This is a genomic window from Virgibacillus tibetensis (assembly GCF_036026595.1).
GTDB classification, from domain to species: Bacteria; Bacillota; Bacilli; order Bacillales; family Amphibacillaceae; genus Virgibacillus_P; species Virgibacillus_P tibetensis.
Window position 1 is genome coordinate 208,667 of sequence record NZ_JARZFX010000002.1, and the last position, 20,400, is coordinate 229,066.

The 20,400-nt window shown below is 38.8% G+C and carries 16 protein-coding genes and 1 pseudogene; 4 read left to right on the top strand and 13 right to left on the bottom strand.

What is annotated here, in order from left to right:
* Positions 1–148 precede the first annotated feature (148 nt).
* The 13 genes and pseudogenes from fdhA to QGM71_RS05925 form a co-directional block, all read right to left on the bottom strand.
* A pseudogene (gene fdhA / locus QGM71_RS05865) lies at positions 149–1,372 on the bottom strand (formaldehyde dehydrogenase, glutathione-independent).
* 165 nt (positions 1,373–1,537) lie between these two features.
* Positions 1,538–2,104 carry a glycerol-3-phosphate responsive antiterminator gene (locus QGM71_RS05870; RefSeq protein WP_327607045.1) on the bottom strand — a complete coding sequence of 189 codons (567 nt, stop codon included), beginning with the start codon at positions 2,102–2,104 and terminating at the stop codon, positions 1,538–1,540.
* 156 nt (positions 2,105–2,260) lie between these two features.
* Complete coding sequence (locus tag QGM71_RS05875; RefSeq protein ID WP_327606597.1) at positions 2,261–2,530, bottom strand: YciI family protein; 270 nt, start codon at positions 2,528–2,530, stop codon at positions 2,261–2,263.
* Positions 2,531–2,631: 101 nt separating this feature from the next.
* Complete coding sequence (gene asnB, locus QGM71_RS05880) at positions 2,632–4,479, bottom strand: asparagine synthase (glutamine-hydrolyzing) (protein WP_327606598.1); 1,848 nt, start codon at positions 4,477–4,479, stop codon at positions 2,632–2,634.
* Positions 4,480–4,608: 129 nt separating this feature from the next.
* Positions 4,609–5,970 carry a GntP family permease gene (locus tag QGM71_RS05885; protein WP_327606599.1) on the bottom strand — a complete coding sequence of 454 codons (1,362 nt, stop codon included), beginning with the start codon at positions 5,968–5,970 and terminating at the stop codon, positions 4,609–4,611.
* Positions 5,971–5,983: 13 nt separating this feature from the next.
* On the bottom strand, positions 5,984–7,132 hold the full coding sequence (locus QGM71_RS05890) for a glycerate kinase (protein ID WP_327606600.1): 1,149 nt from the start codon (positions 7,130–7,132) through the stop codon (positions 5,984–5,986).
* Between the two features lie 98 nt (positions 7,133–7,230).
* Positions 7,231–8,316, bottom strand: a complete 1,086-nt coding sequence (locus QGM71_RS05895; RefSeq protein ID WP_327606601.1) for a CdaR family transcriptional regulator — start codon at positions 8,314–8,316, stop codon at positions 7,231–7,233.
* A 478-nt stretch (positions 8,317–8,794) separates the two neighbouring features.
* Positions 8,795–9,649, bottom strand: a complete 855-nt coding sequence (locus QGM71_RS05900; RefSeq protein WP_327606602.1) for a chemotaxis protein — start codon at positions 9,647–9,649, stop codon at positions 8,795–8,797.
* A 213-nt stretch (positions 9,650–9,862) separates the two neighbouring features.
* Positions 9,863–11,728 carry an oligopeptide ABC transporter substrate-binding protein gene (opp4A, locus tag QGM71_RS05905; protein ID WP_327606603.1) on the bottom strand — a complete coding sequence of 622 codons (1,866 nt, stop codon included), beginning with the start codon at positions 11,726–11,728 and terminating at the stop codon, positions 9,863–9,865.
* A gap of 20 nt (positions 11,729–11,748) precedes the next feature.
* A complete protein-coding gene (locus tag QGM71_RS05910; protein WP_327606604.1) occupies positions 11,749–12,657 on the bottom strand; it encodes an ABC transporter permease in 909 nt (302 codons plus the stop codon).
* A 28-nt stretch (positions 12,658–12,685) separates the two neighbouring features.
* Positions 12,686–13,648 carry an oligopeptide ABC transporter permease gene (opp4B, locus tag QGM71_RS05915; RefSeq protein WP_327606605.1) on the bottom strand — a complete coding sequence of 321 codons (963 nt, stop codon included), beginning with the start codon at positions 13,646–13,648 and terminating at the stop codon, positions 12,686–12,688.
* Between the two features lie 7 nt (positions 13,649–13,655).
* Positions 13,656–14,588 (bottom strand): ABC transporter ATP-binding protein, encoded by a 933-nt coding sequence (locus QGM71_RS05920; RefSeq protein WP_327606606.1) that lies wholly within the window; start codon positions 14,586–14,588, stop codon positions 13,656–13,658.
* A complete protein-coding gene (locus QGM71_RS05925) occupies positions 14,575–15,588 on the bottom strand; it encodes an ABC transporter ATP-binding protein (protein ID WP_327606607.1) in 1,014 nt (337 codons plus the stop codon). Before QGM71_RS05925 ends, QGM71_RS05920 begins: the two co-directional genes overlap by 14 nt.
* Before the next feature lie 1,219 nt (positions 15,589–16,807).
* Between QGM71_RS05925 and rfbA the strand changes: the two genes are divergently transcribed.
* The 4 genes from rfbA to QGM71_RS05945 are packed head-to-tail and all read left to right on the top strand — an operon-like array spanning position 16,808 to position 20,400.
* Positions 16,808–17,734 carry a glucose-1-phosphate thymidylyltransferase RfbA gene (gene rfbA, locus QGM71_RS05930; RefSeq protein WP_327606608.1) on the top strand — a complete coding sequence of 309 codons (927 nt, stop codon included), beginning with the start codon at positions 16,808–16,810 and terminating at the stop codon, positions 17,732–17,734.
* Positions 17,734–18,768 (top strand): dTDP-glucose 4,6-dehydratase, encoded by a 1,035-nt coding sequence (gene rfbB / locus QGM71_RS05935; RefSeq protein ID WP_327606609.1) that lies wholly within the window; start codon positions 17,734–17,736, stop codon positions 18,766–18,768. Before rfbA ends, rfbB begins: the two co-directional genes overlap by 1 nt.
* Complete coding sequence (locus tag QGM71_RS05940) at positions 18,744–19,706, top strand: glycosyltransferase family 2 protein (RefSeq protein ID WP_327606610.1); 963 nt, start codon at positions 18,744–18,746, stop codon at positions 19,704–19,706. The genes rfbB and QGM71_RS05940 overlap by 25 nt, the downstream gene beginning before the upstream one ends.
* On the top strand, positions 19,684–20,400 hold the full coding sequence (locus tag QGM71_RS05945) for an N-acetyltransferase (RefSeq protein ID WP_327606611.1): 717 nt from the start codon (positions 19,684–19,686) through the stop codon (positions 20,398–20,400). The genes QGM71_RS05940 and QGM71_RS05945 overlap by 23 nt, the downstream gene beginning before the upstream one ends.

The following is a 20,400-nucleotide window of genomic DNA, read 5'->3' on the forward strand; positions in this document are numbered from 1 at the left end:
GACCCACACTTTAATAGACATATTCTCCCTGGGAAAATACTACTAAAGCGTGGGTCTCCAAATCTCCACCACAAAATACTAATTAACTTGTACGTACGATACTAAATTAGTTTGAAAGCATTGTCCCCTGAACTACTAACCTGTTAATCTAGCTTCCTACCATCCCATGAGGATCAATAACAAACTTCTTAGATGCTCCCTGATCAAACTGCTGATAACTGGCAGGAGCTTCCTCCATAGAGATTAATGTAGCATTTACTGCTTTAGCAATCTGCGCCCGGCCGCTTAAGATCGACATCATTAAACCTCTGTGATACTTCATAACCGGCGTTTGTCCAGTTACAAACGTATGTGCTTTAGCCCAGCCTAATCCAAGACGTATTTTTAAAGTTCCCTCTTTTGCATCTTCGTCAATTCCACCTGGATCCCCTGTGACATACAGCCCAGGTATACCCAGTCGGCCTCCCGCTCTCGTTATATCCATAACGGAGTTCAGTACCGTACCAGGAGCTTCTCCAGCACCTTCACCATGTCCACTCGCTTCAAAACCGACCGTATCAATAGCACAGTCTACTTCCGGAGAACCAAGTATTTGTTCAATCTGCTCACCTAAATTAGGATGTATACGCAGATTTACAGTTTCACAGCCAAAGCTTCTCGCTTGTGCTAGGCGTTCTTCAATTAGATCACCCACAATTACAACCGATGCACCTAGCAATTGTGCAGAATGTGCTGCAGCTAATCCTACTGGACCCGCCCCGGCCACGTATACTGTTAAACCTGGTTTTACTCCTGCACTTACCGCACCATGATAGCCTGTAGGAAAGATATCAGAAAGCATTGTTAAATCAAGAATCTTTTCCATCGCCTGATCTTTATCAGGGAACTTTAAAAGTTGAAAGTCTGCGTAGGGGACCATAACATAATCAGACTGACCACCTACCCAGCCACCCATATCAACATAACCATATGCTGAACCAGGGCGATCAGGATTTACATTTTCGCAAATATGCGTATCCTGTGTTTTACAGCTTCTACACCGTCCACAAGCAATATTAAATGGTACTGATACTAAGTCTCCCATTTTTATATACTCTACATCCCTGCCCACCTCAATTACTTCTCCTGTGATCTAATGTCCCAATACTAAACCACTCGGTGCTGTTGTCCTCCCTCTCACCATATGCTGATCACTGCCACAAATATTCGTAGTCACTACTTTAACGATTACGCCATGGTCACATTTCCTGCCTACATTCAATGGATTAACACCTGGTCCATCACGCAAAACTAAGTCCGGATAGCTGATGTCCTGTACTTCCACCTCTCCCTTACCAATATATACGACCCCTCTGTTTCTAACGAAATCCACCACTCCCTCTATATTAATTAAATTAGCATGTTCACTGTACGAGCGTTACCATTCTATGTTTAGAAAGGAGGATTATGCTAAAAATCAAATTATATTATTTTTAAAAAAACAAAAATTCTATTGAATTTACTACATTGCATCCTGAACTTCCACTTATAGATGCTCTTACTTAAATCTTTCATAGGTTCCCCATAGCTCCGTATTAGAAGTTGTTACAGCAATAGCACCTCCTTTATACGCTTTCTTGATTTCTTCCTTCGTACGAATCAGCCCCCCAGCTATTACTGGAATATCTGTTTTATCACCAATTTCGTGGATAATGTAGGGAACCACTCCCGGCAGCACTTCTACATAATTCGGCTTTGAATTTTCTATAATATCAATATTTCTTTTCAAGGCATGAGAATCCAGAGCAAATAACCGCTGAATTGCTATTAATTTATTTTTTTTCGCCAATGAAATCATATTGCCTCGAGTAGATATAACTCCATCTGGTTTAACGTTACGCAATAAGAATTCGAATCCAAATGAATCTGTTTTCAATCCCTGGACCAAATCCAGATGGATCAGTACCTTCTTATCGTTGTCTTTGGCATGCTTCACTAACGAGGTTACCTGTGAAAGACGTGTTTCCAGTAAAACAATAATTTCATGCTCACTTTTCAAAACCAGATCAAAATCTTTCATATTTCTGACTGCTGGCAGGATACCCTTGAGTTTATAAGAATTAATTATTCGTATCACCTCTACTAAAATTGCAGGAGATTTGGGGTTGTCTCTGATTCTCTAATTATATGTATGCTAGTAAGGGTTAACCTACTACTAATAAATAATAGTAAAAATTCCATAAAAAAAAGGAGCCCGAAAGCCCCTCACTAAAACTGTCAATTAATTTTCCGTCACCTTCATATCCCATTCATGAATTTCATATTCCCGCGCTCCAATTTTAACGTAAGGATCCTGTTTCACTAATTCTTCGACTTCTGGAAATGTCTCCGCAATGTAAATAACCAATCCCCCGGCACCATCTGTAAATCTACCTTTTGCATAGACTTTTCCTTTTTTATCCATTTCTTCTAAATACGCAATATGATCACCACGGTATTGCTTACTCTTTTCTTCATTAAGCATTGGTAAAAAAACAGCAAAATACTTCATTCGTTTCTTCCTTTCCTATTAGAGTCCATCTAAATTATATCGTAAAAAGCAGTTTGTGAATATAAATGTAGTTATTGCCGCCAATGCCGATTATATTAAAATTATTCTCTCACAGTAACATTATACATTTTGAACCAGTAATCAATCTGGCACAGATGTGCAATCAGCTGTGGGCCTTTCATCAACTGTCCGTACCATGGTTGCTTAAATTGTTTCCCTTCACTTTCAACGATTGCCTCGACCTTACTTCGACTCATAAAATCGAATAATGGTGAATCATTATCCGCTAAAATTTCTTCCATCCACTTCACAACTGAACGAGTATATTCCGGCTGAAATGTCTTTGGGTAGGGACTTTTTTTTCTGTATAAAACATCATTAGGAAGAATTCCTTCCATCGCTTTACGCAATATTCCCTTCTCCCTCCCATGTACCATTTTCATTTCCCAGGGAATATTCCAAACATATTCTACTAACTTGTGATCCGCAAAGGGGACTCTAACCTCCAGGCTGGCTCCCATACTCATACGATCCTTACGATCCAGCAGTTGTGCCATAAACCAATGCATATTCAAATAAAATAATTCTCTTCGATGGGCTTCCTGCTTATTTTCCCCGTACAAACGTGGCGTTTCATCAATTGTCTCCTGATAACGATTATACACATAGCTTTTTAAATCCAGCTTATTTTTCCACTCTGGATGAAGCAGGTCAATTCTGGAATCTAATGACCGCATCCAGGGAAAGCCTGCATTTCCTGATTCAGACAGGTCATGAAACCAAGGATACCCACCAAATATCTCGTCAGCACATTCACCAGATAAGCTCACTGTCGTCTTCTGTTTAATTTGACGGCAAAACCATAGCAAGGAGGAATCAATATCTGCCATGCCGGGTTGATCACGCAGATATACAGCTTCCTTCAAGTAATATGCTAATTCATCCCCAGTAATTACCTCATTATGGTGCTCCGTCGAGAAATGATTTACCATCTTATCAATCCAAGGCTGGTCATTGGAAGGCTGGAACTTACTTGCCTTAAAGTATTCAGCATTACCTTCATAATCAACCGAAAATGTGATCAATGGTCCTTTGTCTTTTCCATTGAAGAAGTTCGAAGCTATTGCAGTAATTGCACTCGAATCCAATCCCCCGGATAAAAATGTTGAAACAGGAACATCAGCAACCAACTGCCTCTGAACTGCATCAACAAACAAGTTCCTGACTTGTTCAGCAGTCTCCTCAATTGTGTCATAATGCCGGCGACTTGAAACATTCCAATAGCGCCATACTTTCAATCCCTCTCTGGAGTAACTTAGAGCATGACCAGCTCGTAATTCTTTAACGTGTTTATAAAGGCCGTGTCCGGGTGTCCTTGATGGTCCAAGACCAAATATCTCCGCCAACCCCGAGCAATCAATTTCCGGTTTAACATCAGGATGGGCCAATATTGCTTTTAATTCAGACCCAAAAATGAATACACCCGAATCTTCATAATAAAATAGGGGCTTAACCCCAAGCCTATCCCTAGCCATATAAATATGTTGCCTTCTTTCATCCCAAACAGCAAAAGCATAAATTCCATTGAGATAGTCTACACAATCTTCCTGCCATTCAATATATGCTATCAACAATACCTCTGTATCCGATGTGGTATTGAACTGATACCCTTTACTACTTAGCTCACTTCTTAACTCTTCCGTGTTATACAACTCTCCATTGTAAACCATCGTGTACGTAATACCATTTACTTCCTTACTCATTGGCTGTTTTCCGCCTTCAAGGTCTATAACAGCAAGCCTTTTATGTCCAAATGCAACATGCTGATCAAACCAAATCTGAGAATCATCTGGTCCTCTTAATGTCAGAGTATCTGTCATTTTTTTTAATGCAGATCGCTCTGCTCTTACATCACGTTGCCAATCAATAAAACCAGTAATTCCACACAAAAATAACCATCCTCTCCTGATGCAATAAGTGGCGTTCACCTAGCCATTATATGCGATGGCAATGCGTACAATTACAAGAAAGGAAAACACCCAAGAGCGGACTCTGTGGGTGCTGAATTTTTCATTCTATTAAACTAGTATAATCCACAAAATAAAAGTAACGGTGAAAGCAACGATACCCTGTAACAGTGTTCCAGCAGTTTGTGCTTTGTACGCTTGTGTTACTGACATACCACTGAATTCCTTAACTACCCAGAAGTAACTATCATTTACATGGGAAACTACCATTGCCCCTGCGCCAATTGCCATAACTACTAGAGCAAGCGGAAATGCGCCAGTAATTCCTAGTTCTACTAATAATGGTGCCACAAGTGTTGAAGTAATCACTAGAGCTGCTGTAGAAGAACCTTGCGCTGATTTTAAAGCTGCTGCAATTAAGAATGGAATGAACAAGAACATTGCACCTGTAAAAAAGGCATTCTCTCCAAATCCTTGAATGAAATCCGCAACAGGAGTCGTACTGATAACTCTTCCAAATGCCCCGCCTGCTCCTGTAATTAACAAAATGGGTGCTGCTTCTTTTAATCCTATTCCCACCCAGCCTGAAAGTGTTTCTTCGTCATACTTAGGCAGCAACAGGAATGCGAACAATACACCGATTAATAACGCAACGATCGGTGATCCTAGGAATAATAGAATATCAAATAAAGTTCCTGACCAGCCTGCGAACGTAATAATCGAACTAAAACCAATTAATAGTATTGGTACAGTAATTGGGGCAAAAGACTTCGCAGTAGAAGGCATATCACCGAATTCTTTTACAATCGCATCATAGTCATAGGCAAAATCTTCATCATCTTCACCCTCAACTTTAATTTTAGTACCCACTTTGATCGCCCAAATATATCCAGCAATGATCGCTGGTATAGCTACAATAATACCAATCAGAATAATTGTACCAAGATAAGCCTCTGCTCCTATGTTGCCTGCTGCAGCTATAGGACCAGGGGTAGGAGGTACAAGTGTATGTGTAGCGAATAAGCCAGTTGATAATGCAATAGCCATGGAAGCTATTGCTACCTTAGCTTTTTTAGCTAGTGCTTTCTTTAATGAAGATAAAATAATATAACCCGAGTCACAGAATACTGGTATACTGACAATGGCTCCAATAAGACTCATTGCCATTTGCGGCCTTTTTTCTCCAACTACCCGCAAAACAACTTCCGCCATTCGAAGTGCTGCACCGGATTTTTCTAGAATAACACCAATAATAGTACCAAAAACAATAACGAGACCAATGCTGCCCATCAATCCGCCAAATCCACCATTGACTGCATCCACTACTTCAGATAAAGGCAATCCTGCAAAAATACCTATACCAAATGCTGCAATTAATAAAGATAAAAATGGATGTAATTTCAATTTTGCTGTTGCAAAAACTATGAATAAAACTCCAAATATAATTAGTAAAATGAGACCGAAACCTTCCACTTCATTCACCCCTTCATTTTTTTTTTAATTTCTTTGTTCTCCAGATAGAGTCCACTAAGTGAATAACTTGCTTTGTTTGTTCAAATAACAATACATTTGCTTTTTCCATTGATTCCTTTAGGGACATCGGCTTCGTATTAATTGAGAAACAACCTGAAAATTTCTCTCGAAGGACATTCAAATCACCTGAAAGACTTCCCGAAATTAGTATGACTGGCACATTATGCTTCTTTGATAGTGAAGCAATATACCCTGGCGCTTTTCCATATAATGTCTGTTCATCACTTTGACCTTCTCCTGTGATAACAAGATCTGCTTTCATGATCGACTGCTCGACATTCATAGCATCCGCTAACAGATTCGCTCCTGAAACAAGATTTGCACCTATTGCAAGTAGAGCGAAACCAAGTCCACCTGCAGCTCCAGAACCTGAAATTCCAACCAGAGATCTGTTTACTTCTTTTTCAATTAAACTCCCATACCGCTGTAGTGATTTATCATACAGTATTAACTGTTCTGCCGTTGCTCCTTTTTGGGGTCCATATACCTTAGTTGCACCCTTTTCTCCACAAAGTGGATTATCAACATCACAGGCTACCTTTATCGAAACATTGGCAAGTCTATGGTCAATGCCGGATAAATCCACTTTTCTTACTTGGTGCAAATCGTTCCCAAACGGACCTACCTTTTCACCCTTACTATCGAACGCCTCCATTCCTAACGCCTGGAGCATACCTAAGCCACCATCGTTTGTTGCACTTCCACCAAGTCCAATTACAAACTCGGTACATCCTTTATTCATTGCATCGACCATAAGTTCACCAATACCATAGGTAGAAGTGAGATCAGGATTCCTATTATCAGAAGGAACTTGGATTAATCCTGCAACACTTGCGCATTCTATGATTGCTGTTTTCCTGCCGACTATTGCATAGGTTGTAATTATTCTACTTCCTAAAGGACCTGTACAGGAGACTGAAATCTCCTCTCCTTTCGTTGCTGTTAGTAGTGCTTCAAGCGTCCCTTCTCCACCATCTGCCATTGGTTTTAAAACTACCGTGGATTCTGGAAGAATGGTAATAATAGAATTCCTCATGATCTGCGATGCCTGAATGGAAGTTAAGCTTCCTTTAAATGAATCTGGTGCAACCACTATATTCATAAAGTACTCCTTTTCATGTAGTTATTTATATTAAACACCTTTTTGTTACCGCTTACAATTAGGCCAATAAATGAAATTTTCTAAATTATTTTGCTTTATTATTGTGCATTTGCACAATGCAGACTACTCCTTATTATTTTTAAAAGAAATGCATCATGAAATAAGCGTGGGTCCAGGCCGGTCTTTTCTTTTACTTGTTCCAACCTGTATAGAAGTGTGTTTCGATGAATGTGGAGTATTTTCGCAGTTTCTTTAATCGAGAAATTCATTTCTAAATACGTATCAATTGTTTCTTTATACGTCTCTTCCATGTTACTTAATAAATTCTCGTAGGGTAAACAAATACTAGAATACTCATCTAAGGAAATAGAATTAATCAGTCTTTCAAGTTTCCACTTATCGCTATAGGAAACTGTTGATTCTCCACCATCAAAATATAATGCTTGTTTTGCTTGTTTGTAGGATTGCCTTATACCATTTAGCCCACAACCGGTTTCACCAATACCTATCCTTACATTCGTTTCTGTAAGCGGTTTAACCAACTTTTCCAGTTGAGCTGTTACGTAAGTCACAATCACAATTTCGTCTTCTGAAAATGGCAGGGCACATAGTATCTCCTCTCTTGTCATCTCTATTTCAGACCTAAAATATTCTAATTGTTCATGCACATCCTTAGCACATAATACAATTACACGCCACTCCTCTTCCAGATTAATTTTCAATGTGTATAAAGCTTCTTTTTTTAGCTTTTCTTCATTCATACCACTTGGGTGCAATAATTGATGAAGCCAGTTACTCCATTGTATTTCTTTATAGTAGGCTTGTCTTTGTATGTAAATTTGTTCAAGAACAATTTCAACAGAAACACGGATTAATCCCGTTATTCTAATTATTTCTTCCGGTTCTCCACTCACTCCCACTACCCCACAGATATTTTGCTGATGCATAATAGGCAGATTAACACCGGGCTTTGTACTTGGGTACTGTTGAATATTTCCCTGATCTAATATCAGCTCTTCACACTGGTTAATAACCTCAATTGCTCCGCGGTGAAGTTCGTTAATTCTTTCTTCATTGGTACTTGCAACGATTATGCCGTCTAGATCCATAATATTAATATCAACATCTATGTACTCAGCTAGCCGTTTAATTATTTCCTGTCCTAGCTCGCTTGTAATTTGCATAGTAAGACCTCCCCCAGTCTTCTTAATTTAGGCTACCCTTCTTTATTGTTTTATGATCAATCAAAAAACAATAAGGAGCAGATGTGGCACAAGTACCCAGGTGAATACGTTCATCTGAAGTGAATTCGAGTATATCACGTTCTTTAAGGCTCTCTTCGTAAGTTTGTTGCTTTTCGCTGCGAAAAGCAACAAATCTTTATGGCGGGACGAGTAATTGCAGAATGCCTCACTGAAATACCGCTATGCTTTCCCGAGTAATCGCAGCTAATGTCCCAATCTTTTAGAAAACAGTCTAAACTTATTATAACAAGCAATTGATTAAGAAATATATTTATAACGTCAACATTGTAGAGCACGATATTATTTCACAATCTTTAAGTAAAACTAATTGCAAATGAGAGCAGTAGTTTAGTAATTACTGCTCTCATTTTGTGCGGATATATATAAATAATGTTAATCATAGTAATGTATTCTGGGTTTATCCATTAACTGCTTTCCATGTCCTAACAAGCCCATCAACAATTGGATTAATGACAGCTCGATCAGTGTCGTAGTGACTATGGGATAATGGATTCCAACTGGTTAACCATCCACCGACATTCACAGCAACATCTTTTGATACCGCTTTATGATAAGCATGATTAACTCCCTTCAATGGATATGCAAGGACATCATCTTTGTCATAAAAATTAAGCCATTCTCCCTGCAGGTTTGGAAATTTTTCTTGAATTTTTGCAGAAGGAACTGTAATTGGTGAACCAAAATCCATATATCGAAGTGACCACAATGCCATTGGGCTGCCTAATGTATAGAACAACGAAAGTGTTTCACATTGCTCGATAGGAGTTTGACTCGTACACTTCCTAGTTTCTATTCCCATGTTCATTCGTTTAAATTGCAAATCATAAAAGTAGTTACTAGCTACTACTGAGCCCAGACTATGACTTATTACACAAAGTGGTGCATATGGACCTGCTTTTTCTCTTAATTTGTTAATAGATCTGGCCACAACAGCATGTACCTTATCATAATTTTGATTCCCAATTTTTGTAGGTTGGTAGGCAACCGCATCAGCAAGAAATTCTATAACAAACTGCCTTAATCGCTGATAATTAAGCCGCGTATTCTTTTGCATCCTGTCCCAAAGGACTCTTTGCTCAGGTTCAAAAATAGACGACCAGAAAACTGGCTCAAATACCAGTTCTGACTTAGCATCCTTAATAGACATTTTTTTGACGAACCTGCTTGTTATTCCATCTATTATTTCTTCTGCAAAATCTTCTTCTGGTGTACCAGCACCATGAATAATCGCCACTGCTATTTTTTGCGTCATATCCTACCTCCATTTTCAATTTACTAGTTATATAATCTATACTAGATGAAGTATCAACAATTCATAAGGTATAATACTACTATTTTCGGCCGGAAATTAAGGTAAGCACTATGTTTGAGGTTATTCATAGGATTTTTAAATTATTCTTATTCCATTAGCTCCAAGATCCAAAAAGAAAAGACCCGCCAAAGGCGAGTCTTTCTTGCAATTCTATTACTCTGCTGCAGGAGCTTCTTCTTCAGTTACAGCAATATCATAACGGTACATTCCGGTTCCATCACCAATATAATAGTTGTGAACTCGGTTATTTACAGGAACAAGTTCAGAACGGTATAAGGTTGGGAATACAGGAATCTCTTCAACCATAAATTGTTGCCATTCATTGTAAACATTTTGACGATATTCAACGTCAAATGCCTCTTCAGATACACCATCAGCCATCAACGCATCATTCTCATCACTAGAGTAACGAGAGAAGTTAAAGATTGCGTCGCGACCATATAGTCCTCTTGGATCAACGTCAATACCTACACCCCAAGCACCTTGATAAATATCAACTTCGGGATCGTCATCGCCATTTTGTCCAACACGATCGTAGAACGCGTTAAATTCTTGCAGGCGACCATCTAATAGTTCAACTTTAAGACCTACTGCTTCCCAAGACTGAATGTAATACTGTGCTAATGGCTCTGCAGTATCCCCACCAGACATGGAAGCAAAGTTAATTACTAGTTCTTCTCCATCTGGAGTTTCACGGAAACCATCTCCGTCAGTATCTTCATATCCTGCTTCATCCAGAATTTGTTTTGCAGCTTCTGGATCATATGTTACACCTGGGTTAGAATCATCATGGAATTCTGGATGAGACGGTGGAATTAGCGTTGTTGCATTCCAACGAAGTCCATTATAGAATCTTTCTCCAACTGCATCATTATCAACTGCATGCCACATAGCTTTACGCAGGTTAACATCAGACATTTTCATATCTGGATCTGTTGCTACTTCAGCATTTTCAGCATCCCAAGTACCAAGCTTAAATCCAATGTACGTATAAGCACGGTCAATCATACCAAGATATTCAACATTTGACATGTCAGCATTATCCGGATATTGATCAACCGGGAATGAGCTAACTGTATCAACGCCACCACTTTCAAGTTCTTGAACAACAACGTTTGGATTAATTACTTTTACAGTAACTTCGTCAAGCTTTGGCTCGCCTCTCCAGTAATCAGCGTTCTTGCTCATTGTTACAGACTCACCAGGTACAATACTATCTACTACAAACGGACCAAAACCAATTGGGTTTTCACGTACCTCTGGAGAAGATGACATATCAGCCACTTCCATATCACCAAAGATATGCTTCGCTAATGGATAAGTCCAAATACTACCAGTTACAAGTGAAGGTGATGATTCGATATAAGTAATTTCTAAAGTCTTCTCATCAATTACTTCAATTCCTGAAATCGTATCAGCCTCACCACTATTGTACTCTACCATACCTTCAATATTAGTGAAGTCAGATCCGTAACGAGGACCGTCATAATCTGGATCACCAATTACTTCATGTGCAAACAACCAATCTTCAGCTGTTACCGGCTCACCGTCTTGCCAGTTAACCTCATCGCGGATTGTGAATGTGAATATACGTCCTTCTTCATCTACTTCATAAGTAGCTGCCCCATCATTCGTATAAACATAGTTCTCATCCCAAGTTAGTAAAGGTTCATCAAACCAATTTAGGATTTGAGCATCAGGGTTACCTGAGTAGAAGTTCCAGTTTAGCGTTCCTTCAAAAGCAGTGTCAGAAACTAGACCAAATGTAAATGATCCACCTTCGATTGCTTCACCTTCGTTGTTCTTAATTTTTTCGAAGTCATCTACTGAATAAAGACCATCATCTTCTTCAGCAGCGTCCTCGCCATCATCTTCTCCATCATCCGAAGTTTCCCCCGAATCAGTGCCACCATCCGATTCCGCTTCACCATCATCGGAACCACCGTTACATGCTGCTAGTGCCAGCAATAAAATTAGCATTAAAGCAAATAGCAACTTACTTAAACTTGTCTTTCCCATCCTTGTAACCTCCCTTTTATTTAACCTCTTCTTTGTCTTGCATCGGTCGCACGTTTTAACGCTTGCCCGACATTATTTATACTCAACATCAATATTAGAATTAATATTGACGCAGGTAACCAGATCCACCATCTGTACTCCAGGGTTTGTGGGTTTCTCGCATAGCTGATAAGTGTACCGAGGCTCGGTGTACTTTCAGGGAAACCAAAACCTAAGAACGAGAGTCCAGACTCAATTCCAATGTTTGCCGCCAAGTTCAAAGTCATTGTAACAATGATAATTGAACTCAAGTTTGGCAAAACTTGATTAAACATGACTTTCAAATTCGAAGATCCCAGCGTTTTAGAAGCCTGAACATAGTCGAGCTCCTTTTCCTGTAAAGCCTTCGAACGTATCAGCCTTGCAATTCCCATCCACAAAAATGCTGTCATAATGAAGGAGAACGACCAAATAGTATACTTAGGAACCATCGTAACAAATACGATAACAATCATAAGCGTTGGTAAAATCATAAAAAAGTCAACAAGTCGCATGAATGCATTATCTACATGGCCACCGAAGTAACCAGAAATCAACCCTATTAAAATTCCAATTACACCAGACATTACTGTAACCAATATCCCTATGGAAAGTGAGTTACGTGTCCCTATAATTAATTGACCAAATATATCACGACCACCATAATCGGTTCCTAGTATGAAATCCTCACCTGGGGGTTCGTGAATGGCGAACAAATCTACTGTAACAATTTGTGCCTGGTCCAGAAATAGTGAAATCCCATATACAAATGCAACTGTTAAAATCAGAAATATCAGTGATATGAAGGCTATTTTATCCCTGACGAGTTCTCGCCATAGAATACTAAAGCCTGAAGGACTTTTTTCAGTAGCTTGCGCCTGAATATCTGCATTTACTTTGTTCGTTTCCATTTAAAATCACCTCAGAGTCTATCGAATTCTATTTTATGCGTATGCGCGGGTCTACGAGACTTAAAATAATATCTGAAAGCAATGCTCCTAATATAGCAGCAATACCAAACAGTAACACTACTGAAGTTACTACACTGTAATCTCGTAAGTTTATCGATTCTAAGAATAGTTGTCCCATTCCCGGATAACCGAATATATTCTCAACGAAAATCGATCCTCCGATTAATCCTGTAATTTCATATCCGAAAAATGCAGCAATCGGTAATAGCGAGTTTCTGAAAATATGCCGGTTATAGACTCTTGATTCAGAAGCACCCTTCGCTCTAGCTGTAATAATAAAGTCTTTCTGTTTTGTATCAATGATCTCACTTCGTAAATATTGAACGGTGGAAACAGTTGTTATTACAGCCATCGAAAACGCTGGTAATAATAAATGCTGTATTTTACTCATGACATAATCCATACTTCCTGGCGTCAATCCAGGGGCTACACTACCACTTGTAGGGAACAATCCAAATTTGAAACCAAATATCCAAACCATTAATAAAGCAGTTATAAATAATGGTGCAGCAAATCCTACGTACGTATAACCGGTAATCAATCGGTCACCCCATGTATCGTTCCAACGTCCACTGATAATACCAAGTGGAAGGGCGATCGCATATGTAAAAATTAATGTAGCAACAGATAGCCAAAAGGAGTTTATCAGCCGTTGACCTATTAAATCGGAAACTGGCATTTTATAACGGAATGATTGTCCTAAATCACCTTGTATAGCACCCCTGACCCAATCAACGTATTGCACATACCATGGATTATTTAAACCTAGTCTTTCACGTTGCTTTTCAATAGCTACCGGATCTATATTTGGGTCAATTAACCCCGTTAATGCGTCACCAGGCATCATTTTTGCCATGATAAAGATTAATAAGCTTAATAATATTATCTGTGGCAGCATAATTAGTATTCTTCTTACCGAGAATTTCCACATATTAAATTCAACCTTTCTCTGGCAAAGCTACTTGATGTGTATTGGAGATGGATTGTAGCTTATATGCTAAGCCTTCATTATCAAAGTAATCATTATATGATTGCTCATATTCTTCTTTTACTTCTTGACGGAATTGCTTCTGTTCCTCACGCTTTCTTGGATCAATATCCGGAATAGCTGCGATTAAGCGTTTTGTATAAATGTGCTGTGGATTATTAAAAATCTCTTCCTTTGTTCCTTGTTCCACATAACGACCTTTATACATAATTCCGATTTCATCACACATATGCTTAATAATGCCGAGATCGTGACTGATGAATAAATAAGTTAAATTCAATTCCTTTTGTATATCCTGCATAAAGTTCAATACTTGTGCTTGAACGGATACGTCAAGAGCAGATACAGGCTCATCGGCGATGATCAGTTTTGGCTTTAAAGCAATTGCGCGGGCAACGCCAATTCGTTGTCGCTGTCCACCAGAGAATTCATGTGGGTATTTCAGTATACTTTCAGGGCTTAGGCCCACTTGTTCCATTAATTCCTGCACTCGTTTCTTTTCTTCCAGCTTTGAGAGCTTTTCATAGTTTCGAAGTGGCTCTGCAACGATATCAAGAACTCGTTTTTTTGGATTCAGGGACGAATACGGATCCTGGAAAATCATCTGAACATCTCTTCGGACATCCATTATTTTTCTTTTTTTATCATTCAAGTCTTTCCCTCTAAAGCTCACTTTGCCTGAAGTAATGTCATTTAAGCCGATAATCGCACGTCCAGTTGTTGTCTTACCCGAACCGGATTCACCTACCAGTCCGTATGTTTTTCCTTCTTCTATGGAAAAGGAAACTCCATCAACTGCTTTGATATGACCGATTGTCCGTTTAAATAACCCACCTTTTATAGGAAAATGAACTTTTAAATCTTCTACATCAAGAAATCCCATGTGTCTGATCCTCCTTACTCTCTTCTGGGAAGTAAAATTGACTATGGCATGTACAGCGTACGAAGTGACCTGGTTTTACTTCATGTAATATTGGATTTTCTTCATGGGCAGCAGCATCAACCCAAGGTATTCGAGCAGCAAAACGGCAACCCAAACGCGGTAGATTCTGCAACGATGGCACAATCCCCTGTATAACGTGCAGTTTTTCTTGCTCCGCTGCTGTATTAGGCACAGAATTTAACAGTGACCTCGTGTAAGGATGCAGTGGATTTTCAAACAATGTATGAACATCAGCAATTTCTACAATTTGACCTGCATACATAACGGCCACGCGGTCGGCCATTTCAGCAACTACACCCAGGTCATGCGTTATTAAAATTACGCCAGCGTCCATACTGTCTTTTAAATCTCTGATCAAATCAAGAATCTGGGCTTGAATCGTTACATCGAGTGCTGTTGTCGGCTCATCAGCAATTAACAATTCAGGATTGTTGGCAATCGCGATCGCAATAATTATTCGTTGTCGCATACCCCCAGATAATTCATGCGGAAATTGATCATACACATGTTCCGGGCGTGGAATACCTACCTTGTTTAGTAATTCAATTACTTTTTCCCAGCGTTTTTTCTTGGATAAATTAGTATGTAATAAAAGAGTCTCACTAATCTGATCTCCAACAACCATCAATGGATTAAGTGCTGTTAATGGGTCCTGGAAAATCATGGCCATCTCGTCCCCGCGAAGTTTACTCAATTTAGAAGGAGATATGTTTGCAATGTCATTATCCTTAAATAAAATATTACCCTCAATTTTCGCACGGTTATGTAGTCCCATTAGTGAAAAGGCAAGTGCACTCTTCCCAGATCCTGATTCACCCACAATCGCCAATACTTCATTCTTGTTTAAAGTAAGTGTCACATCATCAACCGCTGCATAGTAGTCATCTTTAATCCGAAATGATGTTTTCAGGTTTTTAATTTCCAATAACTCTTTGCTCAAATTAATCCCCCTAATGGATAGTTTTCTGTTTTATATGAATTCGTCTCATTTTTTGTTATCAAATGAAAGTTCTGAAAATTCTTTTTAAAATTAAGGAACATATTAAACCATTTTCCATCTGGTTGTACTAGTCTGTTTCTTTTCTATTTTTCTGACAATTTATAGTATAATAATAAATAAAATTAGCTTCATCATGTTAGTTATTCCCCATATGCTCACTCATTTCATTCGTCAATTACTTCTATTTCGAACCCTGCTGACTAAGCATATAGTATTAGCAGGTAATAAGGTTTTCTATATTAGTATTAAATCTACGAAATCTAAACTTAACAAAACCTTAATATATTATAAATTATAAGGTAAAATTTTCAAAAATGCAATAGCTTTTTCACATAAACTAGGTATTATATTCTACATTTGTCGTTTTTTGTAATCCTTTAGTCTTAATATTCGCACGAACTTTGTACGTAAACCTGTACTATTACAAGGGATTCATTTCAATATTAAGGAAATAGACGAGGTATAATGCCCCATCTCTATTTTCCAATTATTTATTTAATTGCCTTCCCTATTACCTGATAACGAAAAGTACTGCTTAGGATATTGAGTTTCTTTGCTGATGTAAATCAGTCAACTTCAATATTCTCTTGGCGTAACCTGTTCAAAATAAGTAGCCGCAGCTCGGTTAGTTGGCCGTTTTCAGTTAACTTCAGACTGTTGCCATCATAGAATAAAAATTCATATTGAGAAAACCCTTCCTCGCGCGGGACTCCGTGTAGATTGCTTTTTCTATTTCATCCCAGGAATACGCATGTATTTCATTTGTAAAGTTCGTTCGGTATGAAATAGATTTGTCTGTTAGTGATGTAAATGGCTTGGAGGTAAGAATAAACGTTACACCACTTAGGATTATAAAAACTATGCTTTCTTTATATCAATGCTATTTACAATAAATGAAGGCAGCAGTAAAACAAATAACGGTGATAAAAATAGTATGCAAATCGCAACTGCTATAAATAACTGAATGTCCCAATAACTGCCTAACATAAAGACATTTTGAATGTTACTTCCTCTGAAATGATTTTGAAATACAAATGTAAGTTTATCCAGCGTATTTAAGAGGTAATAGGATATATGAGTTAGTTAGATTTAATTTCATGAAAAGATATTCGACAAATAACGGGAAGTGACAGGCACTTTCCCCCAAGGAGTGAACAATATGAAGGGCATTATTCTTGCTGGTGGTAGTGGAACAAGACTTTCTCCTAGTACGGATAGTATTAATAAGCATTTGCTGGCAGTTTTTGATAAGCCAATGATTTATTATCCACTTTCTGTTCTAATGCTTGGTGGCATTAAGGAAATTATGATTATAAGTACACCTGAAGATAAGCCGAGATTTGAGGAGCTGCTGGGTGATGGTTCGGCACTTGGAATATCGCTCCAATACGGTGAACAGGTCAAACCAAACGGGATTCCGGAAGCGTTAACGTTATCAGAACAGTTCCTTGGCAGGGACGCTGTAACCCTGATACTCGCTGATAACATCTTCTATGGTCAAGGATTTACTACACTGCTCCGGAACGCTATTAAAAACCACAGACATGCAACTGTTTTTGGCTATCGGGTAAAAGATGCCAGCCGGTTCGGTGTTGTGGAATTCGATCACAATCAAAAAGTAATTTCTCTACAAGAAAAACCGGAAGATCCACGTTCCGACTTTGCTGTAACAGGACTATATATATATGACAACAAATCAGTTCAACTTGCAAAGAAACTTAAACCATCGGCACGGGGAGAACTGGAGATAACTGATTTAAATAAAGAGTACTTGAAGCGGGGGCAGCTGGATGTAGAGCTGCTTGGAAGAGGGTTCGCCTGGATGGATGCGGGTACACATGAATCCTTATTCGAAGCATCTGAATTCGTAAAAATTACACAGCAACGCCAAGGCTTTAAGCTGGCATGCTTGGAAGAAATTGCCTATTATCTGGGATATATTTCACGAGAAACATTATATGAAAAAGGCAAATCAATGGAGAAAAACGATTATGGTCAATACCTGCTGGAAATTGCCAACCGAAAGCATACACAGCAGTATTGGGATTCCATTGATCGAAATCCAATGTTAGGACTGGTTGATTAATGAAACGAAACGCAACAATTCTCGTTACTGGTGGGGCCGGTTTTATCGGTTCCAACTTTATCATCTATATAATGGAAACATATCCCGATTATCACATTATCAATTTAGATAAGCTCACGTATGCAGGTTCTGAAGCGAACCTTCGAAAAGTAGAAAATCTTGCAAACTACACTTTTATAAAGGGTGATATTGCTGATGAAAATTTAATTGAACGCGTATTTAACGAGTATGACATTGATGGAATTATAAACTTCGCTGCTGAATCACATGTTGATCGTTCTATCGTAGACTCAAAAGAGTTTATTCAAACAAACGTTCTTGGCACAATGGTTCTCCTCCAAACTGCTCGTTCCATCTGGGAGAAGAAAGGTGTCTTGTCTGAAAGGCGGTTCCACCATATTTCAACGGATGAAGTGTATGGATCATTAGGTGCAGAAGGAAAGTTCAGTGAAGAAACAGCTTACGATCCGCGAAATCCATACAGTGCCTCCAAAGCTGGATCCAATATGCTCGTCAAAAGCTTCGGCTATACGTACGGTATGAATATTGTAATCACGAGCAGCTCAAATAATTATGGACCGAGGCAGCATGAAGAGAAACTAATTCCGAAAATCATTTCAAAAGCACTATCCAAGGAACCCATTCCCATTTACGGTGATGGAAAAAACGTAAGGGACTGGATTTATGTAGAAGATCACTGCAAAGCTTTAAATACAATTTTTCACAATGCCTCCGCTCTTGAAACCTACAATATCGGCGGCGGAAATGAACGGACCAACATTGAAATAGCAAATGAAATATGCAGTATACTGGATGATTTAAAGCCAGAAATTAAACAGGAAGCTTCCCTAAGCAGCTTTAAAGATTTAATTTCTTTTACAGAGGATCGACTCGGGCATGACCGGAGATATGCAGTTGATGATACAAAACTGCGTCAGCAACTGGGCTGGAAACCAAATGAAAGTATGGAAACTGGAATACAAAAAACTGTGGAATGGTATGTGGAACAATGGAATCCTTCCCTCACCCACTAATTTCAGTTGTCGTTCCTGTTTACGGTTGCGAAAGCTGCTTAACCGAGCTTTGCAGCCGTATTAAAACAACGATTGATCAAATTCCAGCCAATTATGAAATAATACTAGTAAATGATGCCAGCCCAGATGAAGCATGGAATACAATCAAGAAGCTTAGTAAACAGGACGATAGAATCAGAGGAATTGACCTTGCTCGTAACTTCGGACAGCATCATGCTATTACCGCAGGGCTTGATGTTACAAGCGGGGATTGGATCGTTGTAATGGACTGTGACTTGCAGGACCAACCAGAAGAAATTAGTACATTATATGAAAAAGCTCTCCATGGATATGAAGTGGTGTTTGGTAATCGTGCCGAGCGCCAGGACAGCTGGTTAAAGAAAAAATCATCACAGCTTTTCTACCGAGTATATGACTTTTTTACTGGTCATTCTTCTGACCATACCATAGCCAATTTTAGTATAAGCTCCAGGAAAGTAGTGGAAGGCTTTCGCCGAATGCAGGAGCAAAACCGCTTCTTTCCACTGTTTATACAATGGATGGGGTACAAAACAGCGGCCGTTCCAGTTGAACATAATGCGAGGAAGGAAGGGAAAACTTCCTATAACTTAAAGAAGCTGGTAACCTTGGCGACAGATGCTATCATAGCACAATCAAATAAACCACTTAGGCTATCGATCCAATTTGGATTTCTCATATCTTCCGTTTCCTTTTTATACGGAATGTACTTATTTGCACGTTATTTTTTCCTATCCGAACCGGTTCACGGCTGGACCAGTGTCATGGTCTCCATCTATTTTATTGGTGGATTAATCTTTTTTAACTTTGGCGTTTTAGGCCTCTATATCGGAAAAATCTTTAATGAAACAAAAGCAAGACCACTTTATCTCATTCGCGAAACAACGGAGGATTTATATGATACATCCAAACGGAGCTGATACTATGGAAACAATTTTAAAACCCACACCATGGGATAAACGGAATTTTCATGTTAACACATACGAACTGACTACTATAACTGACGAAGCATTGGAACAAACAAATGCAATCGAGGGACATTTCACCCTTAAAGTGGATCCTTATGAAAATACAGAAAAGCTTAGCAAATATGGGTTTTACTATGTTGATACATTAATCGAACCAGTTTGCAAAAAGGAAAACTTGCATCTGTTTAAAACAGAGGGAATTAGTCTTTCACGTGATTATGACAGAAAGAAAATCATTCAGATAGCAGAAAAGGCTTTTACTAACGGTCGCTTTCACCGTGATTTTAATATCCCTAATTTCATGGCAGACCGCCGCTACATGAATTGGGTTCATGATTTAATTGAAAAAGATCTTATTCTGGCCCTCCATTATGAAGAAGAGTTAGCGGGCTTTTATGCCTATGAAAATGACAAAGTTCTGTTATTGGGCATAGAAGAGAAATTCCGTAGCAGAGGACTGACGAAGTCTTTTACCAGTCATGGAGTCCAAGAACAGTTCAGGGTTAGTAACCACGATGAATTAATAACGTCTATTTCACCTGCTAATCTGCCATCATTAAATCTATTTATTTCAATCGGATTCAAGCTTAAAAACACGGTGGATGTGTACCATAAATTAAATGGCTCGCTTCCAGTTGGAGTGTAA